This is a genomic window from Arthrobacter sp. B0316-5-4 (assembly GCF_059090325.1).
Map to the genome: position 1 here is coordinate 78,190 of NZ_JBNHFN010000006.1, position 25,230 is coordinate 103,419.

Here is a 25,230-nt window from a genome sequence, read left to right on the forward strand (position 1 = left end):
CCGCTGCCCCCAGGGCTCCTAAACTTCGGCGGCCGGTGCTGCGAACTGCGCCTCGTACAGCCTCGAGTACGCTCCACCTGTGGCCAGCAGTTCCGAGTGGGTTCCCTGTTCCACGATCTGCCCGGCCTCCATGACCAGGATGAGGTCGGCGTCGCGGATGGTGGAGAGCCGGTGCGCGATCACAAAGCTGGTCCGGTCCGAGCGCAGCGCATTCATGGCTTTCTGTACCAGCACCTCGGTGCGGGTATCGACTGAGCTGGTGGCTTCATCCAGGATCAACACGGACGGCCGGGACAGGAAGGCACGCGCAATGGTCAGCAACTGCTTCTCACCTGCCGATACGTTGCCGCCCTCGTCGTCGAGCAGGGTGTCGTAGCCTTCCGGGAGCGACCGCACGAATCGGTCGACGTAGGTTGCCTGCGCGGCTTCAACAATTTCGGATTCGGAAGCGGTGGGCCGCCCGTACGCAATGTTGTCGCGGATGGTCCCGCCAAATAGCCAGGTATCCTGCAGCACCATGCCCATCCGCGAGCGCAGTTCCTGCCGTGAAAGGGATGCGATGTCCACGCCGTCCAAGGTGATCCGGCCGCCGTCGAGGTCGTAGAACCGCATCATGAGGTTCACCAGCGTTGTCTTGCCGGCGCCGGTGGGCCCGACGATCGCAATGCTCTGCCCCGGCTCGGCGACCAGGCTGAGGTCCGTGATCAGTGGTTTGTCCGGCGAGTAGCGGAAGGACACGTTCTCGAACACAAGCCGTCCCCGGGAGGGGCCCGAAGTGGAAGCTGCCGGCTCTTCGGACTCCTCCTTCTCATCGAGCAGGTCGAAGACGCGCTCGGCGGACGCAACGCCGGATTGGAGCATGTTGGCCATGGATCCGAGCTGGGCCAGCGGCATGGTGAACTGCCGCGAGTATTGGATGAACGCCTGGACATCGCCCAACTGCATGGCGCCGGAAGCGACCTGGAGGCCACCCACTACGGCGATTCCCACGTAGACGAGGTTGCCGATGAACGTCATGGCGGGCATGATCAGCCCGCTCACGAACTGCGCCCCGAAGCTGGCCTGGTACAGCTCCGAGTTCTTCGCGCGGAACTTCTCCTGCACCTCGTTCTGACGTCCGAACACCTTCACTAAGGCATGGCCGGTGTAGGTTTCTTCGATCTGGCCGTTCAGTTCGCCGGTGTTCTTCCACTGGGCCACGAACATTTTCTGGGACCGTTTGGCGATCAGAAGGGTTGTCCCCAGCGTGAGGGGAATGGTCACCAGGGCAATCAGTGCGAGCAGCGGCGAGAGGATGAACATCATCACCAGCACGCCCAGCACAGTGAGTAGGGACGAGACTACTTGGCTGATGGATTGCTGCAGGCTTTGGGAGATGTTGTCCACATCGTTGGTTACCCGACTGAGCAGCTCGCCGCGTTGGATGGAGTCGAAGTACCGGAGCGGCAGCCGGTGGATTTTCGCTTCGATCCGCTCACGCAGCCGGTAGACGGTCCGTTGGACGACGCCGTTGAGGACGTACGCCTGCATCCAACCGAACGCGGAGGCCAGTACGTACAGGGCCAGCGCCCAGAGCAGCACGGAGGACAGCGCACCGAAGTCGATGCCGACACCGGGCGTGAGGGTCATGGCGCTGAGCATGTCTGCTTTGCTGCCCTCGCCTGAGGCGCGGAGCCTGTCGATCACCTCGGCTTTGGTGACGCCTGCGGGCAGCTGTTTGGAGACGACGCCGGCAAAGATCAAGTTAGTGCCTTCGCCAAGCAGCCGTGGTCCGATCACGGACAGTGCGACGCTGACCACGGCGAAGACCAGGACCAAGGTCAGCCAGAACCGCTCCGGACGCAGGGTGCCCAGCAGGCGCCGGGCGGAGGCGCTGAAGTTGGATGCTTTCTCGGCCGGAACGTTCATCCCGGCGAAGGGACCGCCGCGTCCAGGACCCATGGCTGGGCGTTGGGGTCCACGGGTGACGGTGCTCATGCTGCTTCCTCCGATGCGAGCTGGGACGACACGATTTCGCGGTAGGTTTCGGAGGACTCCAACAACTCATCGTGCGTTCCCTGCCCCACGATCCTGCCGTCGTCGAGCACCAGGATCTGGTCCGCGTCGGCGATGCTGGACACGCGTTGGGCGATGATCACCAAGGTGGCGCCGTTGGTGTGCCGTTTGAGGGCTTGCCGCAGCCGGGCGTCCGTTGCGGTGTCCAGCGAGGAGAACGAATCGTCGAAGATGTACAGTTCGGGCTGCTTCACCAATGCCCGCGCAATCGCGAGCCGCTGGCGCTGCCCACCGGAAACGTTGGTGCCGCCCTGGGAGATGGCTGCGTCGAGGCCGCCTTCCATTTCTTCGACGAAGTCACGCGCCTGGGCTACGGACAGGGCCTGCCACATCTCTTCCTCGGTGGCGTCGGGCTTGCCGTATTGGAGGTTGCTGCGGACCGTTCCGGAGAACAGGTAAGGCCGTTGCGGCACCAGGCCGATGTGTCCCCACAATTTGTCTGGGTGCAGGTCCCGGACATCAACGCCGTCCATTCGCACGGATCCGCTGGTGGCATCGAACAGCCGCGGCATGAGGTTCACCAGGGTGGTCTTGCCGGCGCCGGTGCTGCCGATGATCGCGGTGGTCTGCCCCGCGACGGCCGTGAAGGTAACGCCGCTCAGCACTGGTTGCTCGGCACCCGGGTAGGCGAATCCGACGTCGTGCATGGCCAGTTCGCCCCGCCGGATACCGGCGGCAACAGGGTTCGACGGCGGCTGGACACTTGAGGCGGTATCGAGCACCTCCCCGATCCGGTCGGCGGAGACGGACGCCCGCGGAATCATCACGGCCATGAACGTGGCCATCATGACGGACATGAGGATCTGCATCAGGTAGCTCAGGAAGGCGATCAGGGTGCCCACCTGCATGGAGCCGTCCTCGATCCTGAAGGACCCGAACCAGATCACCGCCACACTGGAGACGTTCATGACCAGCATGACCACAGGGAACATGAGCGACATCAACCGGCCCGCCCGCAGCGCCACGTCAGTGACGTCGTCGTTGGCCTTGCCGAAACGGGAGGTTTCCATGTCTTCCCGCACGAACGCCCGGACCACGCGGATGCCGGTGAGCTGCTCGCGCAGGACCCGGTTTACGGCGTCGATCCTGACCTGCATTTTGCGGAACAGCGGCACCATCCGCGTCACTATCAGGCCGACGGCCACCAGCAGGACCGGGACGCAGACCGCTATCAGCCAGGACAGTTGGGCGTCCTGGCGCACAGCCATGATCACGCCGCCGATGCTCAGCATGGGGGCGGCGACCATCAGGGTGCAGGACATGAGGACCAGCTGCTGGATCTGCTGGACGTCGTTGGTGGAGCGTGTGATCAGGGACGGCGCACCGAACCTGGTGACCTCCTGCTCGGAGAACTCGCCGACCCGGCTGAAGATCGCGTCGCGGACGTCGCGCCCCATCCCCATGGCCGCTTTCGCACCGAAGTAGACGGCCACCACGGCGCACGCGATCTGCAGCAGGGTGATCAGCAGCATGAGCCCGCCCATGCGCATGATGTAGTCGGTATCGCCGGTGGCGACGCCGTGATCGATGATGTCAGCATTGAGCGTCGGCAGGTACAGGGAGGCGATGGACTGCGCCAGCTGGAAGATGACGACGGCGATCAGCAGCCGCTGATGCGGCCGCAGGAACCGGACAAGGACCTTCCAAAGCATGAGATCTCCAAGCAGACGCCGTGTGAACCGAAGGCCAGTTTACGTCTGGTTGCCGCGGGCAACTAGGGGCAATCCTCTGTCAGGGCTTGAGTCGTAGCTTTCGCGCCTTTTTCCCGCTCTGCAGGTACTGCAGCTCTGTTGCATCGGCCGCGCTGCGCTCCAGGGCGTGGAGCACGCCATAGGTGAACGCCACGTTCCCAACCTCCGAACCCGAGCCCAGTTTCAGCAGCTCCTCGCGGGCCATGGCACTGTCCTGGTGCTCGCCGAGGATCGACTGGACCTTGTGGGCCGCGTCCTCCACTTTGCCGGCACGCTTGCCGTGCACGCTTGCTACAGCCGCGGCAGCAAAGCGAAGCTTCTTGGCGGCCTTGCGGACTTCATGGAACGCCTTGTCGCGTTGAGGCCCGACGGCGGAACCCACCGCGGCGTCGTGGCGTTTGCCGAGCCGTTGGGCGGCCTTGTTGACGAGCTTGGCTGTCGTTTTGCCAGCTGGACGGCTCCCCTTGGGAGCGACGGGCGGGGCTTGGATGAACGCCTCGAGGTGTTCCAGCAGCTTGTAGTAACGGGCACTGTCCAAGCGCTCCCGGATGGCCGACAACGCCGTGTCTAACCTGACCTGCATGCGCTGGTCCAGTTCGTCGTGCACGGGACCCAGCACCAGTTTCGCCGGCAACTCGTCCAAGGCAACACGCAGCCGTTCGTGCAGGACCTCCGTATCCCGGTAGCGGCCAAGCGTCTTGGCGAGGGACTTCAGTTCCGATTCGAGCCCGTCCACTGCCGCCGGGTCAAAGAGCTTCCGGTAGGTGTGCAGCACGGAGCGGATGCGCCGGATCAGGGAGCGCATTTGGTGCACTGCGTCGTCCCGGTCCTGCCGAACGTGGGCGTCCTGGAGAAGCAAGTCTGCTATTTGTGCGTCCAGGTACTCCAGTACCGGAGTCACTGCTGGGGCCTTGCCGCTGGAGGATTTCCTTGCACCTTCCCGGGCAGCAGGCCATGAATCGCCCAGAGCCGTGGCCAGCTTGGAGGCACGCTTGCTGGGCTTCGCTCCGGCGTCCGCCAACTGTCCGGCAAGGGCCTCCAGCAAGGCACTGTCCTGCCCGTCAGTTGCAGCCAACTCGAGCTCCCACTCGCGCCAGTGGGACTCACGGGGCCCATCAATGGCGACGTGGGCGCGCACCTGGTCATCGACGAAGTCGGCAAGGCGTTCGCCGCCGTCGCCGTAGAGGGCGAAGCTGGTGCGTTCGGTATTCAGGGTCGCGACGGGGGCCAGCGGCCGGCCACGGGTGTAGGCAAGCACGCGCTCCAGGAGTTCATCCGGGATGGCGTCCACGGAGCCCAGGGGTGCCTGGACTTCTGTCCTGTTGCCCGGGCCATGCGGGAGTTTGAGGTGCCAGCCGGCGTCGGTACCTCCGGTGCGTCGTCGCAGGGTGATCCCACGTGCGGCCAGTGCCAGTTGGTTGGTGTCGAAGTAGACGGCTTCCAGGTTATGGACCGCGGGCGCACCCACCCGGGCGACGCCTTCCAGGGCTTGGAGGTCGGGAAGTGGAGTGGACGTATCGGCATCGAATTTGCGCTCAGCCTCTATGTTGCCCGACGTTGCCATGGCGGTACGTTCTCCTCTGCGGTATCAGCTCCGGGTATGCCACGAGGGCCGGCCCGTGACGGTGCCGGCCCTCGTTGGAGCTATCTATTGGTGCTGTATCCAGTGTGAATCAGCAGACAGCGCCGCGCTAGATGTCGAGCGGACGCGGTGGGGCTGAATCCGCGGATCCTGCGCCCGTGTCGTCCACGTCGCCTCCCGAGACAGTGCCGCGCCAAGCACCCGTTTCGTGGCCTTGGGCCTCGATGAACTTTTTGAACTTGTCCAGGTCCGCCCCGACGCGCAGGCTGTCCACGCCGAGGGCGGAGCCGGCTTTCTCGGTCAGGCTCTCCGGCTCCCAGATAATTTCAACGTTCACCCTGGTCCTTGCGGGTTCGAGCGACTCGAAGCTCACCGTGCCGCCGTTGCGGGGGCCGTCCACGCTGGCCCAGCTGACCAGGGAGTCCGGGACCTGCTCAACGATTTGGGCGTTGTACTCGCGTTTCACTCCGCCCACGTTGGTTGAGAAGTGGAGGGCGGTCTCATCGATTTGTTCAACAGCGTCCACCCCGTTCATGAATTCGGGGAATGTCTCGAACTGTGTCCATTGGTTGTAGGCGACGGATACGGGGACGTCTACTTCGATTGACTTATTCACAGTGGCCATAGGTGCTTGCTCCTTCGATCGTGTCTCGGGTGCTTAGTGCGGGTGGTGCCAGTGGCACGCCAGCCGGCTGGCTGCATAACCGGAGGCGCGCCTGCTTAAGCGCGCCAGCGGGAGTTTCTAGCCGGCGTCGAAATCTTCTTCGTCATCGTCATTCGGGGACTCCTCTTGGGGGAGGTCGTTGCCGCTGCCGTCCGGCAAGTCGTCGTCGTTGCCGTCGGGCTGCAACGACTGCTCGGCGTGCGACTGCTCGTCGGTCCCGCCGAAGCGCCCGGCGCCCGGCTCTCCTGAACTGTCGGAATCTTCAGGGTCCAAATGGCTGAGGTTCGGTGCACCGGTGGCGAAAGTTTCGCCGTCGGGGCTGTCCTGGCTGAGCCCGGCTTCGGAGAGGTCTTCTTCCACCCGGGGCTGTGCTTGCCCTCCGCCGGATTCCTGCTCCGCGGTGGGAGTGCCGTAGCCGCCCACTTCCTCTTCCGGTGTGGCGTTCTGCTTGTCCATGCGACCTGTCCTTTCCAAAGCGGTGAACGTGTTTATGGAACACTTCGAACCTATAAGGCTGTTCGGGGGCATGTCCATGCCTTACTACCAAATTAGTCAGCAAACTTAGCATTTGGCAAAACAGCGACTACCTTGGCAACGTGGATTCATACGCCGTGAATGCCGGCCGCAGCGTCACCGCCTCCGTGCCCAGCACGGCGATGTCCTCCCACAACACCAGGAACGATCCCCGATGCCGCCATCGCAGGAGCTGCGCTACCGGCCAAGGCTGGCTCACGTCCTGCCGCTCATACCCCAGGAACGACGTCGCTGTCCTGGGGCTCACCACGATGCCCACCATCCGGGCACGGCTCAAGAGCTGCGCCGGTGCAGCGTCCAGGGCGAACCTGACGTCCGACACCTCGCCCAACCGTTCGCCATTGCTGTCCATGACGTCCCTGCCCAGAATGTCATTCAGGATCATGCCGGCCTCCTGGAATTTTCGCGATGACCTGGTCCCGCATCCACCGCTCAACCCAGGAGGCATCGAGTGAATTGGCCCGGACTCCCAGCGAAACCACCGTGTCCACGCCGGCCACCATGTCCCACGGGATCCTGATGAACCTGCTCGACGGCGGCCTGCCGCCGAAGATCCGCGTACCAAGGACCGCTCCGGTCAGCAGGGCCGTGATGTGGGGAGCCTCGGTTCCTTCGGGGATGGGTTCATCAAGTGCGGGCCCGCTCAACTCCACGTCGTCAACCGTGGTGACGGGTACGCCGTCGACGTCCAGTATTTGCCGGTCCAGCAGGTGCAGCTGGGCGTCCAGTACCAAGCCGGCCGGGCGCGGGGCGGGCTTGATGTCCTGGGCCGGAATCGGCTTCGCTTTGCTCATGCCCCTGCTCCCGTCGCAATCATGAGGGGGATGGCCGCCACCGAGGCCACCAGGATGATGACCAGGTAAATGAAGGCCACAATGTTCACAGCCCTGCCGTTGACGTGCTTGCCCATGTACTGCGGATCGTTCGCCACGATCAGGATGGGCAGGTAGGTCAGCGGCAACGCGATCGCGGAAAAGACCACGGAATATTCGGTGACCAGGATGGGATCCACTCCGGTGGCCAGAACAGCGACACCCGCCAGCAGGACCACGATCATGGCCACGTGGAAGCGGGCCGCCTCCGCGGGGCGCCGGAACTTACCCCAGGACCAACCGAAGAACTGGGCCAGCGTGTACCCGCTGGACAGGGTCGTTTCCAGCGCCGCACCGAAGGTCGCGGCCACAACGCCGAGGATCAAGACAGCCAAAGCCAGTTGCCCGCCCGCCTGGATCACTGGCAGGGCCACCTGCGACAGCGTCGTCACGCTGATGCCGGCCGGCAGGAGGACGACGGCGGCGCACCCGGCTATGGCGAGGGACAGGAACCCTCCCAGCGGGAAGCCCAACAGGACGTTGATCCGTGATTGCACCAGATCCTTGACATTCCAGCGCTCCTCTACGGCCCCGGAGGAGAAGAAGAACACTTCGTACGGCGTCATTGCTGCTCCGAACAAGGCAATGGCGTAGTACCAGTACACGCCGGAGCCCTCCTCCGACGGGATCGAGGGGTTCAGCGCCTGGGAGGCGAGCGAACCCCAATCCGGCTTGAGGAGGAAGAGCGCCACGGCGAAGACCACCAAGGACAGGCCCACAAGCCCTGTCACGTTCTCCATGATGCTGAACTTCACCCGCCAGATCACCAGCCATACCGCGATCAGGGCGAACGGAACCCACAGCATGTACGACACTCCGCTGGCCAGTTGGAGGGCTAAGGCAATCCCGCCGATCTCAGCAGTGACAGTCATCAGGTTGATCAGGAAGGACGCTGCGAGGTTGGCCAGGCCTGCCCGCGGTCCCATGCGCTCCCGAATCACCTCGAACGTAGCCCGTCCAGACACGGCGGCGACCCGTCCCGACATATTGGCGAAGAGGCAAATTCCCACCACGCCAACCACAACCACCCAAGCGAGCGAGAGTCCAAAGCGGGAGCCAACGACGGCGTTGGTCACAAGATCCCCGATGTCGACAAAGCCCCCGATCGCTGTCAGGATGCCGAGTGCAACACCGAGGAGCCGTTTCACTGGATGCCGGCCTTGGTCATGAGGGCGTCAAGTTGTTCAGTAGCCGTTCGGAGCTCACCCTGGACCGCCGGGAGCTGGACGCTTCCGGCGAGGTCCTGTCCGCCGTCGGGTGCTGAGTTGGGGGCAGCCAGGGCGTCCCGGGCGTGGAGGAGAGACCGGGAGATGGTGGAGAAGCATGTGAGCATGCTGTCCCGCAGCGACTGTTCCTCCTGCGTTTTCGCGCCGAAGCTTTCCAGCTCGTCGGTGGCGGATTGCATGCCCTTGAGCATGTCGTCCGCAGTAGTGGTCCCGGCTGCCGCCGTCGCACGCTCCTGGAGCCTCAGGTCAACTGCAAGTGAGGCAGTCCGGACAGCTGAGGCGGCTTCCTTTGCGGGGCCTTTAAGGGAGTCCGTTGAAGGGCTTTGGGCGCACCCGGAAAGCAGTCCGCCCAGGAAGACCAAGGCGGCCAGGGTTGCTGCCAGAAGCTTCCCGCGCCGGGTCATGACGGCTTCGGAATCTCACACCCGCCCTGGGGATTCAGGCCGGTGTAATTCAGTGGTCCCGCGACGATGTTGAGCGCAATGGTTGCGAACTGTGAGCATTGCGCGGGCGGGTCGCTGTAGTAGCCCCGCTGGCCAGCAGCCACCGCTCCGATGACCAGCCAAACCACTACGAGTAGCCCGATGATTGAACCGATCCGCATATCAACCTCAATCGCTGAGTTGGCTGCCCCCGCTGCAGTCAAGGTTACGAGTGCGGCCGCAGCCGGAATTTCTTCCGCCCGCGGCCGCAAAAGCCCACTGTCAGTCCGTGGGATTGGTTTCGGTGGTCAAACCGCGGTTGTCCGCAGTTTTCTCATCCTTTTCCTCTGCCGGCCCCGGCGGATTTGCTGATTCACTGGGTCCGGCGTCAACGGCATCCTCTGGAGCTTCCTCGGGACCGTCGCTGACCGGCACCTGCCCACCGGTTCCGGGCACGTCCGGGTCCCTGGGAACGGGGTGCCCGGGCGTAGTAGTTCCATCGCGAACCTGGGCGTAGCCGGCAACTTCGCTTGGATCAGTTGTCATACGCGAGACCGGCCCCGGCCCAGCACCCATCCAATGAGGGCCAGCACCAGCAGGATAATTCCTACCCACAGCAGGAAACTGAGGGCTTGGTTAAATCCACCGACGAGAAGCAAGATGATCGCAATTACGCCAGCGATTATCAGGAGTGTGTTCATTGAGCTACGCATCCCTTCAATAAATGTTTGTCTATTCAGGAAGGCGTCCGCTGGTACCCCCGAAGGAGCGCCACCCATGCCAACGGGCACCGATCGGAGAAATTCATCTCCTTATCGCTTACGTACCCTCCCGGAAAAGAGTTCAAACAGAACAATTGGCCGGAAGGAGCACGTTCACAGCATCATGATAGGCGTGCAATGACTTCCAGCGAAGTAGTTGCTCAGGAAACTTAGTAACCTTTTGATGAAAACGCTCCGAGAGCACGGCTGATCTCACGGGCGGTTCCTGCTGCAGCCTCGCCGTACTCCTGGTATTTGGCGGGAACAATCCTGCTTGAGGGCCCTGAAATGGAAATGGATCCGGCCGCCACGCCGCCCGGCCCCAGCAGTGGGACACCGATCGAGGTGATGCCGGTACTGAGCCCCTGCTCGTTGATGGAGTACCCGCGGGCCCTGGTATCCACGATCATCGCCCGGAGCTGGGCCGGATCCACAACGGTTTGAGGCGTCAGCGCTTCCAGCGGACCAGCCAGGTACTCCTCCACGAAAGCTTCATCAGCTGCTGACAGGTACGCCATGCCGGTGGAGGAAGCGTGCATGGGCAAACGTGAGCCCAACGGGAGGAATGCCCTGAGGACGTGCGGGGTGTCCAGGCGTTCGATGATGAGCATGTAGCCGCGGTCCGGCACCGCGAGGTGGACTGTTTCGGTGGTGTCCAGCTGCAGCGCGTTCAGTGGGCCCATGGCGGCGTCGCGGATGACTGAGCCGCTGCTTCCACGGCTGGCCACGGCAAACGCGTGATTGGTCAGGACCCATTTGCCGGCCTGGGCTTCGGACTGCGAAACCCACCCCAATTCGCCCAGCGTCCTCAGCACGCGAAGCACCGTGGCCTTGGGAACATCCACCTCCCGGCTCAGTTCGGACAAACCCGCCGGCTGGTTGTCGGAGACCGCTTCAAGCACCCGGATTGCCGTGACCACACTCTGCGTACTCATCCACTCTCCCGCTTGACGGCCTTTTCCCTGTCCTCTACATTACAGGCGACTTCCCAAAATGAACCGTTGGTTCATCCAGTGAACCGAAGAAGTTTGATTGGAGAACGGGCTATGGAATTACAGATCGCGGCTCTCGCCATCTTTGTGGGCGTGTTCGTACTGGCCACACTGCGCAAAGTGCACATCGGAGTGCTCATGTTCGCAGCGGCAGCAGGTGTCGGCGTATGGATGGCAGGGATGACCATCGACAAGGTCGTGGCGGGCTTCCCCATCGGGATCCTGGTCCTGCTGGTTGGCGTCACCTATTTCTTCGCGATCGCCCAAGCGAACGGGACCATCGACGTGATCATTGAGCGGGCCATCGCCAAAGTAGGTGACAGGGCCTTCTTCCTGCCCTTGGCCTTCTTCGCGCTGACCATTGGCATCTCGGCCATGGGTTCGCCGCTGGCCGGATTGGTCATGGCTCCCATTGGGATGCCGCTGGCCAAAAGGTACGGCATCGACCGCATGCTGATGGGGATCGCCATCGGCTCAGGCCTGAGCGCTGGAGGATTCGCCCCCACCAGTTTGTTCGGCATCGTCACCTATGGCACTGCACGTGCAGCGGGAATCGACCTCGATCCGCTGGTTCTCTTCACCGTTGCACTTGGCACCGACCTGGCTCTCGTAGCTGCCGCCTATGTCCTCTTCGGCGGCTTCAAACTGCTCAACACCCGCACCACCGACGGTTTTGGCACAGCTGTGCCACGCTTCAGCAAAGAACGCCCGACGCCGTCACACCCCTTTGAGCGCGACGGCAACATCGCGCGGGGCGAGCAAGCGGCCCAACGAACCATCCAGGTCCTGGACGGACCGCGTACGGAGGCACCGACGTCGGGCCCTCAACTCAACCGCAACCAGGTCATCACCGTGCTCTGCATGGCGGGTTTGGTCCTCACAGTCATCCTGATGTCCGTCCTGGGCGCCAGCCCGGACATCGGCGTCCTGTGCTTCGCCTTCGCCTCGGTCCTCACCCTGTGCGATCCGCAGTCGGGCAAGTCGGCCGTGGCCAAGATCGACTGGTCCACGGTCCTGCTGGTGGGCGGGATCATCACGTTCGTCGGAGTGCTTCAGACCATGGGAGCGGTCACCCTGCTCGGCGAAGCAGCCGGCGCCGTCGGAACCCCGCTCCTGGCCGCACTGGTCATCTGCGCGATCGGCGGCCTCGTGTCCGCGTTCGCTTCAACTACCGGCATGCTCGCCGCACTTGTGCCGCTTGCTCTGCCGCTGGTGGCCTCCGGCGACATCGCCGGGTGGGCAGTCATCGCGGCGCTGGGCGTGTGTTCGTCGATCGTGGACGTTTCGCCGTTCTCCACTGTTGGCGCCACGTTCGTGGCGACCGTCCACGCCGATGAACGCCCCCGCATCACCAACCTCCTCACCCGGTGGGGACTGTCCATGGTGGTGGTCGGCCCGCTCCTGCTGGTGGGTGCCCTGGTGTTGCCCTCCAGCCACTAAATCCGCTCCAACGTTAGGTACACAACCATGCTCAAGCCACTCCGCGGAATCACCGTGATCGACCTCAGCCGGGCTCTCGCCGGGCCCTACTGCACCGCGCTCCTGGCCGACATGGGCGCCAGGATCATCAAAGTCGAAAGCGTCAACGGGGGTGACACCGCCCGGCAATGGCCACCATTCCAGGACGGCCACAGCCTCTATTTCGACTCCGTCAACCGCAACAAAGCGTCCGTGTGCCTGGACTTCTATTCGACCGAAGGCCGCGACATCCTCTCCGGCCTGATCGCCGACGCCGACGTCCTCGTGGAGAACTTCAAACCGGGCACCCTGGACAAGATGGGCTTCACTGCCGCGCGACTCGAAGAGCTCAACCCTGGCCTCGTGCTCGGTTCCGTCAGCGGGTTTGGGGACACCGGGCCCCTCAAGGACGACGCCGGGCTGGACCAGGTCATCCAGGGAATGTCGGGGCTGATGTCCGTCACGGGGCCAGGACCCGGGGAAGCGTATCGCGTAGGTCTTCCCATCGTGGACATCACCTCCGGGATGGTTTGTGCGTTCGGTATCGTTTCAGCGCTGCTGGGCGCCCAGAACGGTGAGCGTCCCGGGCGGGTGTCCACGTCGCTGCTGGAAACCGCTATGAACCTGTCCGCGTTCCAGGGACAGAAAGCCCTTAGCCTCGGCGAAGCAGCCACGCCGCAAGGCAACAACCATCCCGTTATCGCGCCCTACGGCACGTTTGCCACCGCCACCGAATCCATCAACATCGCAGTGGGGAGCGACAAGCAATGGCGGGTGTTCTGCGGGCTGCTCGGTCTCGCCTCGGCCGTGGAGGATCCCCGTTTTGTCACCGGAGCGGATCGCTCGGCGAACCGGGATCAGCTGACGGAACTCATTGAGTCCTCGCTCGTCACCAGGCCCGCCTCCGAATGGGTTCCGCTGATCAGCCGGGCCGGCATCCCCTGCGGCCCCATCTACAATTACACACAGGCGCTGGCCACGGAACAAGTTGCGGCGTTGAAGCTCGTTCAGCACCGCCAGCGGCGGGACGGTTCCGAGCTCCCCCTCCTGCGCGGACCACTGAGCCTGGACGGCGAGGCCAGCGAAATCCATACCCCGCCACCGCTTCTGGGCGAGCACACAGCGGAGGTCCTGATGGACCGTGGAATGACGCACGACGACGTCTCCCGGCTTGAGCGTGAGGGTCGCGTTCTGTGCGGGCCGGCATTCCGGACTTCCACAGAAGCGGGAGCGCGTTCATGAGCATCGCTTCCGAGGTGCGCACCGGCCGCCTTTCCGTTTCAGTTGCTGACGGCGTGGCGACAGTGGAGATCTCCAACCTTGCCCAGCGCAACGCCCTGACCAAAGCCATGTGCCTGGAGTTCCAGGAACTCATGCCGCGGCTGGACTCCGATCCTGATGTTTCGGTAGTGGTGCTGCGCGGCGCCGGGGACACGTTCTGTGCCGGCGCGTCCATCAGCGAACTCTCCTCCGTCCTTACAGACCCACAACCTGACGGCTCCACGGTGGACCACCTCAGCCGCGCCGATTCCGCCATTGCTTCCGTGGCGAAGCCGACAGTAGCCCTGGTGGACGGCGCGTGCATGGGTGGCGGCTGGCAGATCGCAGCTGCATGCGACTTCGTCATCGCCAACGAACGAGCCGTCATTGGGCTGACCCCGGCGAAGATCGGCATCATCTATCCCCGTCCCGGTCTGGAACGTTTGGTGCGCCTGGTGGGCCACGCCAACGCAAAGTACATCCTCCTCACCGGACAGACGTTCAGCGCCACAGAAGCCAAGGCGCTTGGCCTGGTGGCCGACGTCGTACCCTCAGGTTTCTTTGAAGAGAAGTGCGCAGCACTGATCAATACACTGCGCAGCCGATCCCGTTTCTCCATGCACGCGATGAAGCGACTGGTGGATTGCGAGGGCTCAGCGGGCAAATCGGCATTGGATCAGGAATGGGCTGAGGCTTGGGCTGCGATGCCGGCCAGCCCGGACATGGAGATCGGCATCAACGCGTTCCTGAGCCGCCAGCAAGCACAATTCCAGTGGCGGCCCATGGAGTGATCTACGCCGCATCGCGGGACAATACCTCCCCTCGTTTCGTTGGAAAGGAAACGAGGGGAGGCCTCATGCTCATTGTTCTGACAGGAATTGACGGTTCAGGAAAGACGACGGCGGCCCACGCCTTGGTCGATTCGGCCCGCGCCGAGGGACGGAACGCCCTGCTGCTCAGCAACCACGCCGGCCGGAGGCATTTATCGCTTCTTTCCGAGAGATTGGGCTGGCAGCTACCGCCCCGGTTTGCCGATTTTATTGAGAGCGGTATTCGTCTCTTCAACGTGCTGGTGCATCACGCCCGCGCCTCGTCTGCCGCCCGACGGTTCGACGGGCTGGTGGTGATGGACCGTCACCTCCACTGCCAACTCGCGTTGCGCCAAGCCAACGGATTAGGCCGCGGCCGTTTGATTCCGTGGCTGCTGGGGAAGCTTCCCGCTCCGGACCTCATGATCCACTTCGACGTCGATCCGCAGCTTGCCTACAAGCGGGTCCTGGCGCGCGGCACCGACAAGGAAACCCTCGCCGACCTGGAGGCTTTCCGGGCGGCATACCGATCGCTCCCGGAATTCGACGACTTCGTAGTGGTGGGCGCAAACGGGACACCCGACGACGTACTGGCCCAGGTCACCAGGGCCGTGGCCGCTGTTGAGCCGGCCCGGGCAAGCATAAGCAAGTAACTTCTTGTGCCATCAATGAACAAATTCCTGGATTCAGATTGTTCCTCAACGGCCCTAATACTCAAACATGAATCCGGGCCCCGGGGCTGAAGGGCACCCGAATACATGCCTTGCTGCTCGTTCCTAAGCGCCCGTGGCGACCCAGCCTGAGCAACCGTAAATGCCTGTTCCAGCGCTTCGGTTGTTAAGGCACGCACGGACGTAAACAGTGCCACTCAGTCCGCTGCCCTGTGCCTGAGTTTGGGTGCCGCTTCCGTTGCTGTTCGTCAGCGTCGCAATGTAGGTAGTCCCATTGGAAACATACCTAAGCTGCGCGACAGACGAGACACCGTCAACGCGGGTGTCCTGACTCGACAGGACGTTCGTGGACGAGTTGTAGTAAGCGTACGAGCCGGTGACGGACGCCCCCGCGCTGGCGGACGCCAAAGGCGCAGACGCCAACATCGAGATTGCCACAGCTCCAACAGCCGCAACACCGGAGAGAGCCATTCGTGATTTACGCATATCGTATTTCCTTCCCCAAATTTTGAATTGGTGGCATGGACTTACCAAGCTGAGCGCTGATGGCAAATCGCGAAACCGCCTTGAGTCTCAAGTTATTAAATTTGTTTGTCAAGGCTTTGTCCTAAAAATGTGCTTTTTGACAGATTATGTGTTGTAACTCGGAACGCGGCCCGGCAGGTGGCGGTTACGCCCAGTCCCACGTTGAGGATTCCGGGTCCACTAGTTGCGTCACGATCCGGTGCCACGACCCACATATAGGCAACGGTGATCCACACTGGCACCGCGACGGCCGGACCAGCAACGACAACCGGTTGTTATTCGAACCAACCAAGAAAGCGAAGTAGATCCTTGAAGCCCATTTTCAAGACTCTCGGAGCCGCGGCCGCCATCGGCATCACCTTATCGCTCACTATGGTGGCAGGCCCGGCCAATGCGGCCGTTGCCAAATTGTCGAGCAACATCAAATACTGCAGCCAATTCCCGCATAACGGATACAGTGGGGCGGTTTCCTACAGCGACGGACGATCTAAATGCGCGCAGGTGTACACAAATTACAACCTCAACGTCCGGAGAGGGCCCGGTACCGGGTACGCCTACGCAGGTTATACGTTGACGGCTGGCAAAGTGTACGAGTTCGACTGCTGGACGACCGGAACGTCGGTTGACGGAGACAACATATGGCTCAAGCTCTATCCTGGCGCTGGTGGGGCCCAGTACGTTTCAGACCGCTATGTCTACACAGGCCCTAACGTAACGACCTTCTTGGCGCACTGCTGAAAACGCTCAGCTAAAAGGCGTGGGTCCAGTGCCCGAGCACTGGACCCACGTTTCCTGTAGGACGTAATTGCCCCAGGGCGGCCCGTCATGATTCCCGCGGGCGCATCAGGGGTGGATTGAGAACCGCGCGGGTGGGTTGGCCCGCCGTCGGACGCGCCGCGGGGGCGAGCCGGAACAGCGCTGCCGGCCGGCCGGCGTCGCCCGCTGTCATTCGACCGGTGTCCTCGAGGAATCCGGGCGTCCCTGTTGCCTTCCGGTGGAAATTCCGCGGGTCCAGGCGCGTACCCCAGACCGCCTCATAGACGGCGCGGAGCTGGGCGATGGTGAACTCCTCGCCGCAGAAGGCCGCTCCGAGGGGTGAATACTCCAGCTTGGACTTGGCCCGCTCCAACGCGTCTTCGAGGATCTGTGCATGGTCGAAAGCGAGCTGCAACTCCCCGCTCTGGATATCCCGAACCGGGTACCAGGCCGCCTGTTCGGCGTCGCTGCCCGCCGCCAACACGGGAAAGTCGGGCGCCAACAGCAGATGGGCGACGGTCAGGATGTCACCGCGGGGGTCACGGCCTTTCGGGCCATAGCTGCCCAATTGCTCGAGGTGCCCGGGCAGATGCTCGACGCCGGTCTCCTCCGCGAGCTCCCGGCCCGCCGCCTCCAGCAAGTCCTCCCCCGCCAGAACGAAGCCACCGGGAAGCGCCAGTTTGCCACGAAATGGCTCGATGAGTCGGGTGATCAGCAGGGCGTTCAGCACGCCGTCGCGCACGGTAAGGGCGACGACGTCGACGGTTACCGGAAAGCGCGCGGGCGCTGGATGGGATGCAGGCATGCGGTAATTCTAGGGGAGTTATCGTCATGTTGACAATAAAGCGTGAGTGACTCTAGTGTTTAGTTATCGTCAAATTGACGACAACTAGTGAAGGAGAGAACATCATGGCAACCATCAAGCGCTACCCCTGGATCAGCCACTTCCTCGGCAGCCCCACCGGATACGTCGTGCACCTGCAGAAAGGTGCGGTCAAGCACCAGGGTGTGGGCCAGGCGTTCTTCTTCCGCCCCGCCAACTCGGTGCTCAGCGAGGTTCCCGTCGACGACCAGGAACTGCCCACTCTGTTCCACGCCATCACCCGCGACCACCAGGACGTCAGTGTCCAGGCAAACGTGACCTACCGCTTCATCGACCCCGTGGCCGTTTCCACCCGCCTCGACTTTGGACTGCAGACCGCCGGCAAGGCGCCGGCCACTGGACGCGAGCAGGTTTCGACGATCATCGGCCAGCTCTGCCAGAGCCACGCGATCGACCAGATAGCCACAACCACGCTCGCCGAAGCCCTGGAACGGGGCGTCAGCCAACTCCGCCTGGTGCTCACCGACGCACTGCGGGCCGATGCACGGCTCCAATCCACAGGTATCGAGATCCTCGGTGTCCAGGTCCTCGCGGTTCGCCCCGAATCCGACGTCGAACGCGCCCTGCAGACCCCGGTGCGCGAACAACTCCAGGCCGAAGCGGACCGGGCGGTTTACGAAAGGCGAGCGGTCGCCGTCGAACGTGAACGCACTATTTCCGAGAACGAGATGGCGAGCCAGATCGAACTGGCCGTCCGCCGCGAGAACCTGGTGGCGCAAGAGGGCGCCAACGCCCGCCGCGCCGCCGAAGAAAAGGCCGCAGCCGGACTCATCGAAGCCCAAGGGTCAGCCGAGCGAAAGGGCATCGGCGCGGCCGCCGAAGCTAACCAGATCCGCCTGGTTGGTGAAGCTGCGGCAGCCCGCGAAGCCGCCACGATGGAGGTGTACCGCGGAATGGAACAAGCCACTTTGCTGGCCCTCGCGCTCAAGGACGCGGCTGGCAGCCTGCCGAACATCGGGAACCTCACCATCACTCCAGACCTGCTCAGCGGAGCACTTGCCGGGCTGTTCAAGGAAACCGCCGCCCCCGCCGAAATCACCAAGTAAGGACGCACCATGGCAACCCCGCGCATCGTCATTGTCCACCGAATGACCGAGCTCCAGGAACTGCTGGACCGGCACGCCACCCGCGGGCAGGCTGAGTTCTTCCTCAGCACCCGGGGCCGCAGCATCCAGGACGTGCAGGACCGGCACGACCAGCTGATGTCAGCCCTGGCCACCATCCGGGCGGCAGTCCCCTCTGATTGGCGCCAAGCCGAAGTGGAACGCGCCGACCTCAGCCGCTTCCTGCTCACGGCCGAGGACCTCATCGCCGTCGTGGGGCAGGACGGATTGGTGGCGAACGTGGCCAAGTACCTGAACGGCCAGCCGGTCATCGGCGTCGATCCCGAACCCGGCGCCAACCCCGGCGTCCTGGTCCGCCACACACCGGCGGCCGCCGCCGCGCTGCTGCGCACCGGAGACCCGGGGCGGCTGCGCTGCCAGGACCTCACCACCGTGACAGCAACGCTCGACGACGGTCAGCAGCTTTCGGCGCTCAATGAAGTTTTCGTGGGGCATGCCTCGCATCAGTCCGCGAAGTACTCCCTCTCCGTACCCAGTTTCACCCAAGCAGGCGGACAGACAGAGCGGCAGTCGTCGTCGGGCCTTATTGTCTCCACCGGCACGGGCGCGACGGGCTGGTGCGCATCGATCGCTTTGGAGCGCGGCGGACGTGTCTTGCCAGCGCCCACTGATCCACGGCTTGCCTGGTTCGTCCGGGAAGCGTGGCCGTCCCCAGTTACGGGTGCTTCGCTGACGGAAGGCGTGCTGGAATCCGGCGAGGTCCTCCGGATCACCGTGGCATCCGACCAGTTGGTGGTGTTCGGTGACGGGATGGAGGACGACCGGTTGACGGCATCGTGGGGGCAGGAGATCACGGTTCAGCTGGGGCAGCGGCCACTGCGCCTGGTTGTTTGAGCAGCAGCGTTGTCTCAAGGTTTGGGGCGACAAGCGGACAGAATCCTTGCAGCATAAGCGGGCGATTTTCCGCTGATCTTCGCAACAGGACTGCTGTGAACTTTCGTGGTAACGGGCATTGTGAAGATCCGCCGCTACTTGCTGGGCTGACGTGTAGCGTTTAGGGCACCTTCACCGGGCAGTTTTGCGGGCGGGTCTTACGGGAATCGGGAAGCCCCTGGAACGCAGGGAGTGCCGACGCGCGCGGAGTGAGCCTAACGGCGGCCGGTGTAGGACCGGCTAACGGGCAGGCGTGCCATTGACTTCACTGCGGGACAAGAACTGGCAAGTCAGCAGACTGCGCGTCGGACTAAGGATCCTGGACGAGTCGCTGATGGCTGGGAGCCCCCGTTGGCTGTCGTAATATCGGTTTGTAACGCGAGACTGGAGGTCGATTGAGCAAGCCAACGTGGATCTGGGATGCCGTAAAGATCCTGACCGGGCTGGCTGCTTCAGCAACTTTGCAGTTCTCGAAGGCTCCGGACAAACCTGCATCGGGCTATAAGCCTCCGGAACCTCCCGACCCAGACCGCATGCTCCCCGTAGTCATGGGGGTGGCTCAAAGCGACTGGACCACTGTATCGATCTGGGCTGGGACGGTTGCTGCGGCAGTGATCGCCCTCGACGGTGTTTGGGGCTTGTATAAAGCTCGCCGGATAAGGATTGATGGCGAGAAGAAGACTGACATAGAAAAAGCCATCCTCTCTGTTCTCACCCTTCTTAGCGACTCGACGGGCATCAGTATCATCCACCTAGGCGGCTCTGTCTTCCGGTACAAAAAGCGTTGGAGGAGCTTCAGACTAAAGTCCCTGTTGAGGTATCGACTCGACGACTATCCCGCCCAATCGGGTATCAAGTGGACGGGAGCAAAAGGTGCCATTGGAGTTGCAGCCGAGACCAAACGGATCATCCACTGTGACTGGGTGAAAGCCTCAACGGCCCTCCACGCGGGCGGGGATCCCTTGCCTCTCCTTTCGGAGGAGCAGCGGTTCGGTTTTTCCGATGAGCAGCTTCTCCAGATGGTCGAGAAATACTTTGAGAGCCTCGCCACGCCAATAATGTCAGGGGACGGAAGTAGAGTCCTTGGCATCCTAGCGATTGATATTCCAAACCGTCCCAAGGTTCAGTACGAAAGTGCCATGCTGGGTGCTCGCGACATCGAAGAACTCACTGTTCGGGCCGCGGCAGTTATCGCCAGGGCACTGGAGCGCTAAGATTCGAGTAGAGGAGGCTCTGATGACTCACCCCATACCGGCACGTAAGCCCCTTGACAGTGATGCCTTTTTCGAGATGCTTCGAGGCCTGCACCCGTCTAAAAAGCAGCTCGACGACATTGCGATCGTTGAGAAGAAGATCAGTCGTGATCGACTGGGCATAAAGGACTCGGTCACCGTTGAAGTGATCACAGGTGCAAGAAGCGAAACCGCTGACACAAAACGTCAGCATGGCAAGCGTGCTCACTCGGCTAAGAACACCAAATAAGTGCGGATCTAGACCCGTTTTGAGCTGAGGCTCCGCATGCCTTTGGACATCCACCTTCCTTCTGCGCCGTTGCCTGCTCTAGATTGCCCGTCAGGCAATCCTGCTGGCGTGCCTACACTTCGTTCCATCGGTCAGCGCTAGGGGTGCCCCTGAGGGGCTCCCTCACCGGACACAGGCCATGCATGTCCGCCGATGCCCTCTCATGGATGCGTTCGTTGGGTAGTCTCAGCTGGTGACTGACTACCGGCAACATCCCAGCGTCGTGGCCCACTGGCACGACGACTCACTCCAGCCGCTTCCAGAAGCTCAGGAAGCGGAAGAGACCGTATGGTTTGCGGTGCCCCCCGAACCTGACACGGAGCAGATGTGGGAAGGTCTTCGGGGTCGCTTGGAAAAGGACGGCACAGCGACTGTCCTGGCCGTCCCCGCGTATCTCCATGACGTCAACTTTGGCGACCGCGTGAACGTGATGCGATCAGCGGAGAATGCACTCGTTGCCACCGGAGTGGAGCACGACGCTCTCAACTTCACCTTCAGAGTCCTGCTGAAATCGGATGACCCCAACGCCTGGCAGCCCCTGGCCTCTGAACTTGCCGAGCGAGGATGCCTCCTCGATTTCATCTCTCAGCGGTTCTTCGCCATATCTTGCCGCGAGCCCCGGCACAGGAAGTCGCGGACAGATTGTTCGCATTGGAACGCGATGGCGTCCTTCACTACGAGACCGGCCGAACACGACAGTTGAGGTAGGCAGCCGGGATGGGTGTCCGGTTGAGGATCCTTACCGGGCATGGGTCCTGCCCCTTCCTGCTCGGCATTTCGGAACCTACTGTTGATTGGATGGCATTGAGTAACGGACACTGCATTTTGGCGGACCTATCCCTGAATCCCACTGCTGAAGGGGGTTTAAGAGAGCCGCTACCTTCTGGCACACGTTCGCTGATATTTGAGTTCAAAGATCAAAACGGCAAAGCACAACTAGGAGCAAGAATCGAAACGCCTACCGTCGGCTCCCTCCGCCCAGGGGAGGAAGTCCCGGGAGCAAGAGTCGACTTCTGGGCAGATGAAGCACGCATATACGCCACGGAGGGGCAATCCTTCGAGCTTTGGTATGGAAGGCGCATCGGGCACGGTGTCGTCCAGCAGATCCTTTAGAGATGTGTGTTTCGGCCGTAATAGCGGTCTTTCGCAGCGCTATTTGGTGCACGACTCAGCCACGTCAGGGGATCGGCTAAGGACGGTGCAAAATTAGACCAACAATCTTCAGATTCGTGGCGGACGGCAGGTTTTTTCGCTCGTCCAGCCCCCGAAATCTGACACTTGGCGGACGGAACTGACCATCAGTTTGAGAGGGTCCCGTAGTTGGGACTCTACGAGGTCCCGCGCTGGTGAAATGTATCCGTCGGGCTCCAGCGGTCAGGGCCCGGCAAGCCCCAAGCTAGCTGCCTCTGGTGTGGGTGAACAGTTGGCGCAGTGTGAAGAAGCAACCCAGGGCGCTGAACAGCAAGGCAATCAGGAAATCGACCGCGTACCCGTCCACCAGCTCCCGGTTGGTGGAAAGGTTGTATAGGAGCAAGTCCCAAGTTCCGGCGTCGGCCAGCATCGTTATCGGAGAACCGCCGCCAAGGAATTTTGCTGCGTCCAGCAGCATGCCGCCCCAGAATGAAAGCAGGACGGTCCCGAGCGTTATGGTTGCAACCACCCACGCGCCGCGGCGGCTGATTACTGCAGAGGTCCCCAAGACATACAGACGGGCCGCCACAGCAGCGGCGATGAAGGCAACAATGGATGCCATCCAACCCATGTTCCACAGCAGCAGCCAAGCGGCCGCGCCGAGGGGAACAACCGCCAGCGCGAAGACTGCACCACGGACCACGTTCTCACCGGCTGCACGAACCGGTACCGCGGCTTGGGACTGGCTAGCCGGGGGAGTCCATCCCCCGGGTGCCCGCAGTCCGAACTGGGGTTCTGCTGGAGCGCCCGCCTGTGGTGCATCGGATTCTGAGCGCTCTGGCATGGTTCCCTACTGTGTGTGATGTGCAAAATCCCGCTTATTATCACACGGCTCGACCAAGGTTCTGACACGCATGACGAAACGAGTGGAGCTCGCCTCGTCATTGCCCTTTATGGGAATTGTGCCGACCGCAGACGTCGGGCTTGTTCATGCTGACGCCAAATATTTGACCGCAAGTCACTCCCCAGTAGTTGTGCCTGATCCTCAGGCTAGGTGGATCAGCCGCGTTCCTGGAATCCCCTAGTAGAGGAAGCCCAAAGTGGCAGGCTGGACGGCGATGCTGAGCTGGCATGTATCCGCCCGGTCAGGGATCCCCTAGCGGACATTCCCGGAGTTCACGACTCATTCCAGATCAGCAATCGTGGTGGAACTACTGTTGGCGGGATTCCCCGGCCGTTGCAGCCGAAATAACGAGCCCCTGGGTTCCGGCTCCAGCTGGGTGACGGTAGGACACCACGGCACAAGCAATCCCGAACAACGTTCCTGCTATCCACGCAACTGCACTCGCGCTGCAAGGCACGGGGACGTCGTGGAGCACCGAGGTAACCACTAAGCCACTTGAGAGTAGTGCAACGCCGCCAGTGACGACAGAATAGACCTTTCTTGAGGTCTTCTCAGGGACCAGAGCACGGGCCAAGAGGACAACAAGCACCACGACCAGGCCCAGAAGCACGCCGGCCGGTATCTCAAAGATGAAGAGATTCGCCATACCCCACATGAGAGTGGCGGCGTTGACGTGACCGACCATGTAATTGACGTTGAATGCCACAGCTGCGGCCAGACCGGACACTACGCCGAGCCACAACAGCCTCGATGGCAAGCCCCCGGAACGCCACCAGCCCAGTGAACTGCTCTTTGGCATTCGGATCCGCCTCTGTCTAAAGGTTGCTGCAATCTCGTCCAAGAGTAATACCGCATGACCAGAGTGTTCTAACCTGACGGAGCCCGTTTGCCCTTCGTTTATCGGGACAGCAACCAGCTGGGCCCGCAGAGCGATCCACTTACGCACACAAACTGCGGCGCAACCAGCTTCTGAAACGGCGGTGGCTCTCCTCGACCGAAACCTGTCATATTCGTTAGGTTTTATGCCTCAACCGGCCTGTTTAGTCGCCTGCGCGAGGGCCGGTCCCCCGTGTTCGCGAGGTAGTGACAACTGCAGGAGCTGTGGTCCTCGGATCTAGCGGCGTGAAAGGTTGGGGACCAGCACGAAGTCGTGGGTTGTGACGATAACAATTCCGGCCACGATCATTCCTAGGGTCAGCAGGCTGAGGGCTGCGCTTTGCCAGGCCTTGCGGGTGCCTCCGTTGACGGCTCGCGCCAGCTTTTGGGGAGGCATCACTAAGTTCCAAGCAATCCACCACCATATGGAGCCCAGGCTTGCCGTCAGCAACACCACTCCGGCGGCCGCGGGCTGCGCGCCGTGGAAGCCAAGCCTCATGAGCCCAAAGGCAACGAACAGAACATAGGTTGGAGCCCCGGTTCCTTCTGCCAGCAGGTTTCTAAGGTCGTTCGGGTCGCGGTCCGGCGATAATGACTGGTGCCGTGCCCGTATCACCAGCCATCGATAGAGGGAATAGGCCAGAGAAGAGACCACCAACAGGGTGGAGGCCGCAATGTTCCCGGCGACCGTGCCGTGATCGCCATAGAGTGCAAGCACCACTACCGGGACGCTCAACGACGCCGCTATCGAGAACCACCCGGTCCACTTCGCTGCAGCGTATTTGCGGTCCATGCGGCGCGCGAAACCCTTGGGTAGGGCTTTCCTGGCGTCGCTGTTGATATAGGCGACGATGAGGAGGCCGATCCACAGGACGGGCACGCACAGCACGTAAAGAACCTGCGGAATCCAGAGCAACAGCGCAGCATCTGCAACTGTGATCAACCACCACACCATCTGGCGCCTTACCCGAATTCGGAAGTATTCGCCTTCGAGTGAGACCCTGGCCCGAGCTTCATTGGGGTTGAGGTTGAGAACGCCCAATAGCGACTTGACGCGACCATCAGCGGGCCTGGACGGGTTGGTGGCTCGCATGAGGAGCAAGTTGGTGTGGAACGGGTCGATGGCCAGACCTGCTTCGATCTGCTGCTCTGCGGCGAGGCCCTTCTCGCTTGCGGCTAATGTGCTGGCCAACATGTAGCGGAAGTCGACGTTCTCGGGCGACAACTCCACGACTTTACGGAACACTTGCTCGGCCTCGGCAAGCTGCTCTGGTTCTGCTTGGTCGAACAGGACACAGCCCAGCATGTAGAGCCCGGGAGCCCATTCACCCCCGACTATGGTCAGACCCCAACGGATCGCGGACTCGGCACTGATCAGATCATTGACGCCGGCGAAGGCAGCACTCAACCGCAGCCACCACCACGGTTCATTGGGTTCCAATTCCACCGCACGCTGCGCAGAATCCAAAGCGGCTTTCCAGTCGTTGGAAGAAGCGAAGACTCGCGAAAGCTGGCCATGCAAGTCAGCGTTGTCCGGTGCAGAGGCCAGCGCACCCCTCAACAAAGCCAAGGCTCGTTCATGCCGGCCGGTCAGCAAGAAGGCCTCGGATCGGTCGATTACCACATCAGCGCCGGCCATC

At 62.3% G+C, this 25,230-nt stretch carries 26 protein-coding genes; 9 read left to right on the forward strand and 17 right to left on the reverse strand.

Annotation, left to right across the window (positions count from 1 at the left end; translation table 11 throughout):
- Window positions 1–18 precede the first annotated feature (18 nt).
- From AC5RU9_RS18575 to AC5RU9_RS18630, 12 genes are all read right to left on the reverse strand, one after another.
- On the reverse strand, window positions 19–1,977 hold the full coding sequence (locus tag AC5RU9_RS18575) for an ABC transporter ATP-binding protein (protein ID WP_494017603.1): 1,959 nt from the start codon (window positions 1,975–1,977) through the stop codon (window positions 19–21).
- Entirely contained in the window at window positions 1,974–3,707 is a 1,734-nt protein-coding gene (locus AC5RU9_RS18580; RefSeq protein ID WP_494017604.1) for an ABC transporter ATP-binding protein, read from the reverse strand. The genes AC5RU9_RS18575 and AC5RU9_RS18580 overlap by 4 nt, the downstream gene beginning before the upstream one ends.
- Before the next feature lie 79 nt (window positions 3,708–3,786).
- Entirely contained in the window at window positions 3,787–5,310 is a 1,524-nt protein-coding gene (locus tag AC5RU9_RS18585) for a CYTH and CHAD domain-containing protein (protein ID WP_494017605.1), read from the reverse strand.
- Between the two features lie 127 nt (window positions 5,311–5,437).
- Window positions 5,438–5,953, reverse strand: a complete 516-nt coding sequence (locus AC5RU9_RS18590) for an SRPBCC family protein (RefSeq protein ID WP_494017606.1) — start codon at window positions 5,951–5,953, stop codon at window positions 5,438–5,440.
- A gap of 117 nt (window positions 5,954–6,070) precedes the next feature.
- On the reverse strand, window positions 6,071–6,526 hold the full coding sequence (locus AC5RU9_RS18595) for a hypothetical protein (RefSeq protein ID WP_211713318.1): 456 nt from the start codon (window positions 6,524–6,526) through the stop codon (window positions 6,071–6,073).
- Window positions 6,527–6,575: 49 nt separating this feature from the next.
- Window positions 6,576–6,911 (reverse strand): PRC-barrel domain-containing protein, encoded by a 336-nt coding sequence (locus AC5RU9_RS18600; RefSeq protein ID WP_494017607.1) that lies wholly within the window; start codon window positions 6,909–6,911, stop codon window positions 6,576–6,578.
- Window positions 6,898–7,320: a hypothetical protein gene (locus tag AC5RU9_RS18605; protein ID WP_494017608.1), complete on the reverse strand. Its 423-nt coding sequence runs from the start codon at window positions 7,318–7,320 to the stop codon at window positions 6,898–6,900. Before AC5RU9_RS18605 ends, AC5RU9_RS18600 begins: the two co-directional genes overlap by 14 nt.
- Window positions 7,317–8,546: an Nramp family divalent metal transporter gene (locus AC5RU9_RS18610; protein WP_494017609.1), complete on the reverse strand. Its 1,230-nt coding sequence runs from the start codon at window positions 8,544–8,546 to the stop codon at window positions 7,317–7,319. Before AC5RU9_RS18610 ends, AC5RU9_RS18605 begins: the two co-directional genes overlap by 4 nt.
- Window positions 8,543–9,028, reverse strand: coding sequence for a hypothetical protein (locus AC5RU9_RS18615; RefSeq protein ID WP_494017610.1), 486 nt, complete (start codon window positions 9,026–9,028; stop codon window positions 8,543–8,545). Before AC5RU9_RS18615 ends, AC5RU9_RS18610 begins: the two co-directional genes overlap by 4 nt.
- On the reverse strand, window positions 9,025–9,228 hold the full coding sequence (locus tag AC5RU9_RS18620) for a hypothetical protein (protein WP_494017611.1): 204 nt from the start codon (window positions 9,226–9,228) through the stop codon (window positions 9,025–9,027). Before AC5RU9_RS18620 ends, AC5RU9_RS18615 begins: the two co-directional genes overlap by 4 nt.
- Before the next feature lie 100 nt (window positions 9,229–9,328).
- Window positions 9,329–9,592, reverse strand: coding sequence for a hypothetical protein (locus AC5RU9_RS18625; protein WP_494017612.1), 264 nt, complete (start codon window positions 9,590–9,592; stop codon window positions 9,329–9,331).
- Between the two features lie 385 nt (window positions 9,593–9,977).
- Complete coding sequence (locus tag AC5RU9_RS18630; protein ID WP_211713311.1) at window positions 9,978–10,742, reverse strand: IclR family transcriptional regulator; 765 nt, start codon at window positions 10,740–10,742, stop codon at window positions 9,978–9,980.
- A 111-nt stretch (window positions 10,743–10,853) separates the two neighbouring features.
- On the opposite strand from AC5RU9_RS18630, the gene AC5RU9_RS18635 reads away from it, so the two are divergent.
- The 4 genes from AC5RU9_RS18635 to AC5RU9_RS18650 all read left to right on the forward strand — a co-directional run bounded on the left by AC5RU9_RS18635 (window position 10,854) and on the right by AC5RU9_RS18650 (window position 14,979).
- Window positions 10,854–12,239, forward strand: a complete 1,386-nt coding sequence (locus AC5RU9_RS18635) for an SLC13 family permease (protein ID WP_494017613.1) — start codon at window positions 10,854–10,856, stop codon at window positions 12,237–12,239.
- A 27-nt stretch (window positions 12,240–12,266) separates the two neighbouring features.
- Entirely contained in the window at window positions 12,267–13,499 is a 1,233-nt protein-coding gene (locus AC5RU9_RS18640) for a CaiB/BaiF CoA transferase family protein (RefSeq protein ID WP_494017614.1), read from the forward strand.
- Entirely contained in the window at window positions 13,496–14,308 is an 813-nt protein-coding gene (locus tag AC5RU9_RS18645; RefSeq protein WP_494017615.1) for an enoyl-CoA hydratase/isomerase family protein, read from the forward strand. The genes AC5RU9_RS18640 and AC5RU9_RS18645 overlap by 4 nt, the downstream gene beginning before the upstream one ends.
- Before the next feature lie 65 nt (window positions 14,309–14,373).
- The gene (locus AC5RU9_RS18650; protein WP_494017616.1) at window positions 14,374–14,979 is read left to right on the forward strand and encodes a nucleoside/nucleotide kinase family protein; all 606 of its coding nucleotides are present in this window, start codon (window positions 14,374–14,376) and stop codon (window positions 14,977–14,979) included.
- A 123-nt stretch (window positions 14,980–15,102) separates the two neighbouring features.
- Here AC5RU9_RS18650 and AC5RU9_RS18655 read toward each other — a convergent pair whose 3' ends face one another.
- Together AC5RU9_RS18655 and AC5RU9_RS18660 are read right to left on the reverse strand one after the other, a co-directional pair.
- Window positions 15,103–15,483 carry a hypothetical protein gene (locus AC5RU9_RS18655; RefSeq protein WP_494017617.1) on the reverse strand — a complete coding sequence of 127 codons (381 nt, stop codon included), beginning with the start codon at window positions 15,481–15,483 and terminating at the stop codon, window positions 15,103–15,105.
- An 862-nt stretch (window positions 15,484–16,345) separates the two neighbouring features.
- Complete coding sequence (locus tag AC5RU9_RS18660; RefSeq protein WP_494017618.1) at window positions 16,346–17,083, reverse strand: NUDIX hydrolase; 738 nt, start codon at window positions 17,081–17,083, stop codon at window positions 16,346–16,348.
- Between the two features lie 104 nt (window positions 17,084–17,187).
- Between AC5RU9_RS18660 and AC5RU9_RS18665 the strand changes: the two genes are divergently transcribed.
- The 5 genes from AC5RU9_RS18665 (at window position 17,188) to AC5RU9_RS18685 (ending at window position 21,382) form a co-directional block, all read left to right on the forward strand.
- The gene (locus tag AC5RU9_RS18665) at window positions 17,188–18,207 is read left to right on the forward strand and encodes an SPFH domain-containing protein (RefSeq protein WP_494017619.1); all 1,020 of its coding nucleotides are present in this window, start codon (window positions 17,188–17,190) and stop codon (window positions 18,205–18,207) included.
- A 9-nt stretch (window positions 18,208–18,216) separates the two neighbouring features.
- Window positions 18,217–19,119 carry a diacylglycerol kinase catalytic domain-containing protein gene (locus tag AC5RU9_RS18670; RefSeq protein WP_494017620.1) on the forward strand — a complete coding sequence of 301 codons (903 nt, stop codon included), beginning with the start codon at window positions 18,217–18,219 and terminating at the stop codon, window positions 19,117–19,119.
- Window positions 19,120–19,553: 434 nt separating this feature from the next.
- Complete coding sequence (locus AC5RU9_RS18675) at window positions 19,554–20,372, forward strand: hypothetical protein (RefSeq protein WP_494017621.1); 819 nt, start codon at window positions 19,554–19,556, stop codon at window positions 20,370–20,372.
- 22 nt (window positions 20,373–20,394) lie between these two features.
- Window positions 20,395–20,640, forward strand: a complete 246-nt coding sequence (locus AC5RU9_RS18680) for a hypothetical protein (RefSeq protein WP_494017622.1) — start codon at window positions 20,395–20,397, stop codon at window positions 20,638–20,640.
- A 232-nt stretch (window positions 20,641–20,872) separates the two neighbouring features.
- The gene (locus tag AC5RU9_RS18685; RefSeq protein ID WP_494017623.1) at window positions 20,873–21,382 is read left to right on the forward strand and encodes a DUF4265 domain-containing protein; all 510 of its coding nucleotides are present in this window, start codon (window positions 20,873–20,875) and stop codon (window positions 21,380–21,382) included.
- Between the two features lie 693 nt (window positions 21,383–22,075).
- Here the strand turns inward: AC5RU9_RS18685 and AC5RU9_RS18690 are convergent.
- The 3 genes from AC5RU9_RS18690 to AC5RU9_RS18700 form a co-directional block, all read right to left on the reverse strand.
- Window positions 22,076–22,654, reverse strand: coding sequence for a hypothetical protein (locus tag AC5RU9_RS18690; protein WP_494017624.1), 579 nt, complete (start codon window positions 22,652–22,654; stop codon window positions 22,076–22,078).
- A 367-nt stretch (window positions 22,655–23,021) separates the two neighbouring features.
- Entirely contained in the window at window positions 23,022–23,555 is a 534-nt protein-coding gene (locus tag AC5RU9_RS18695) for a hypothetical protein (RefSeq protein ID WP_494017625.1), read from the reverse strand.
- Between the two features lie 273 nt (window positions 23,556–23,828).
- A complete protein-coding gene (locus AC5RU9_RS18700) occupies window positions 23,829–25,229 on the reverse strand; it encodes a tetratricopeptide repeat protein (RefSeq protein WP_494017626.1) in 1,401 nt (466 codons plus the stop codon).
- Between the last annotated feature and the right edge of the window lies 1 nt (window position 25,230).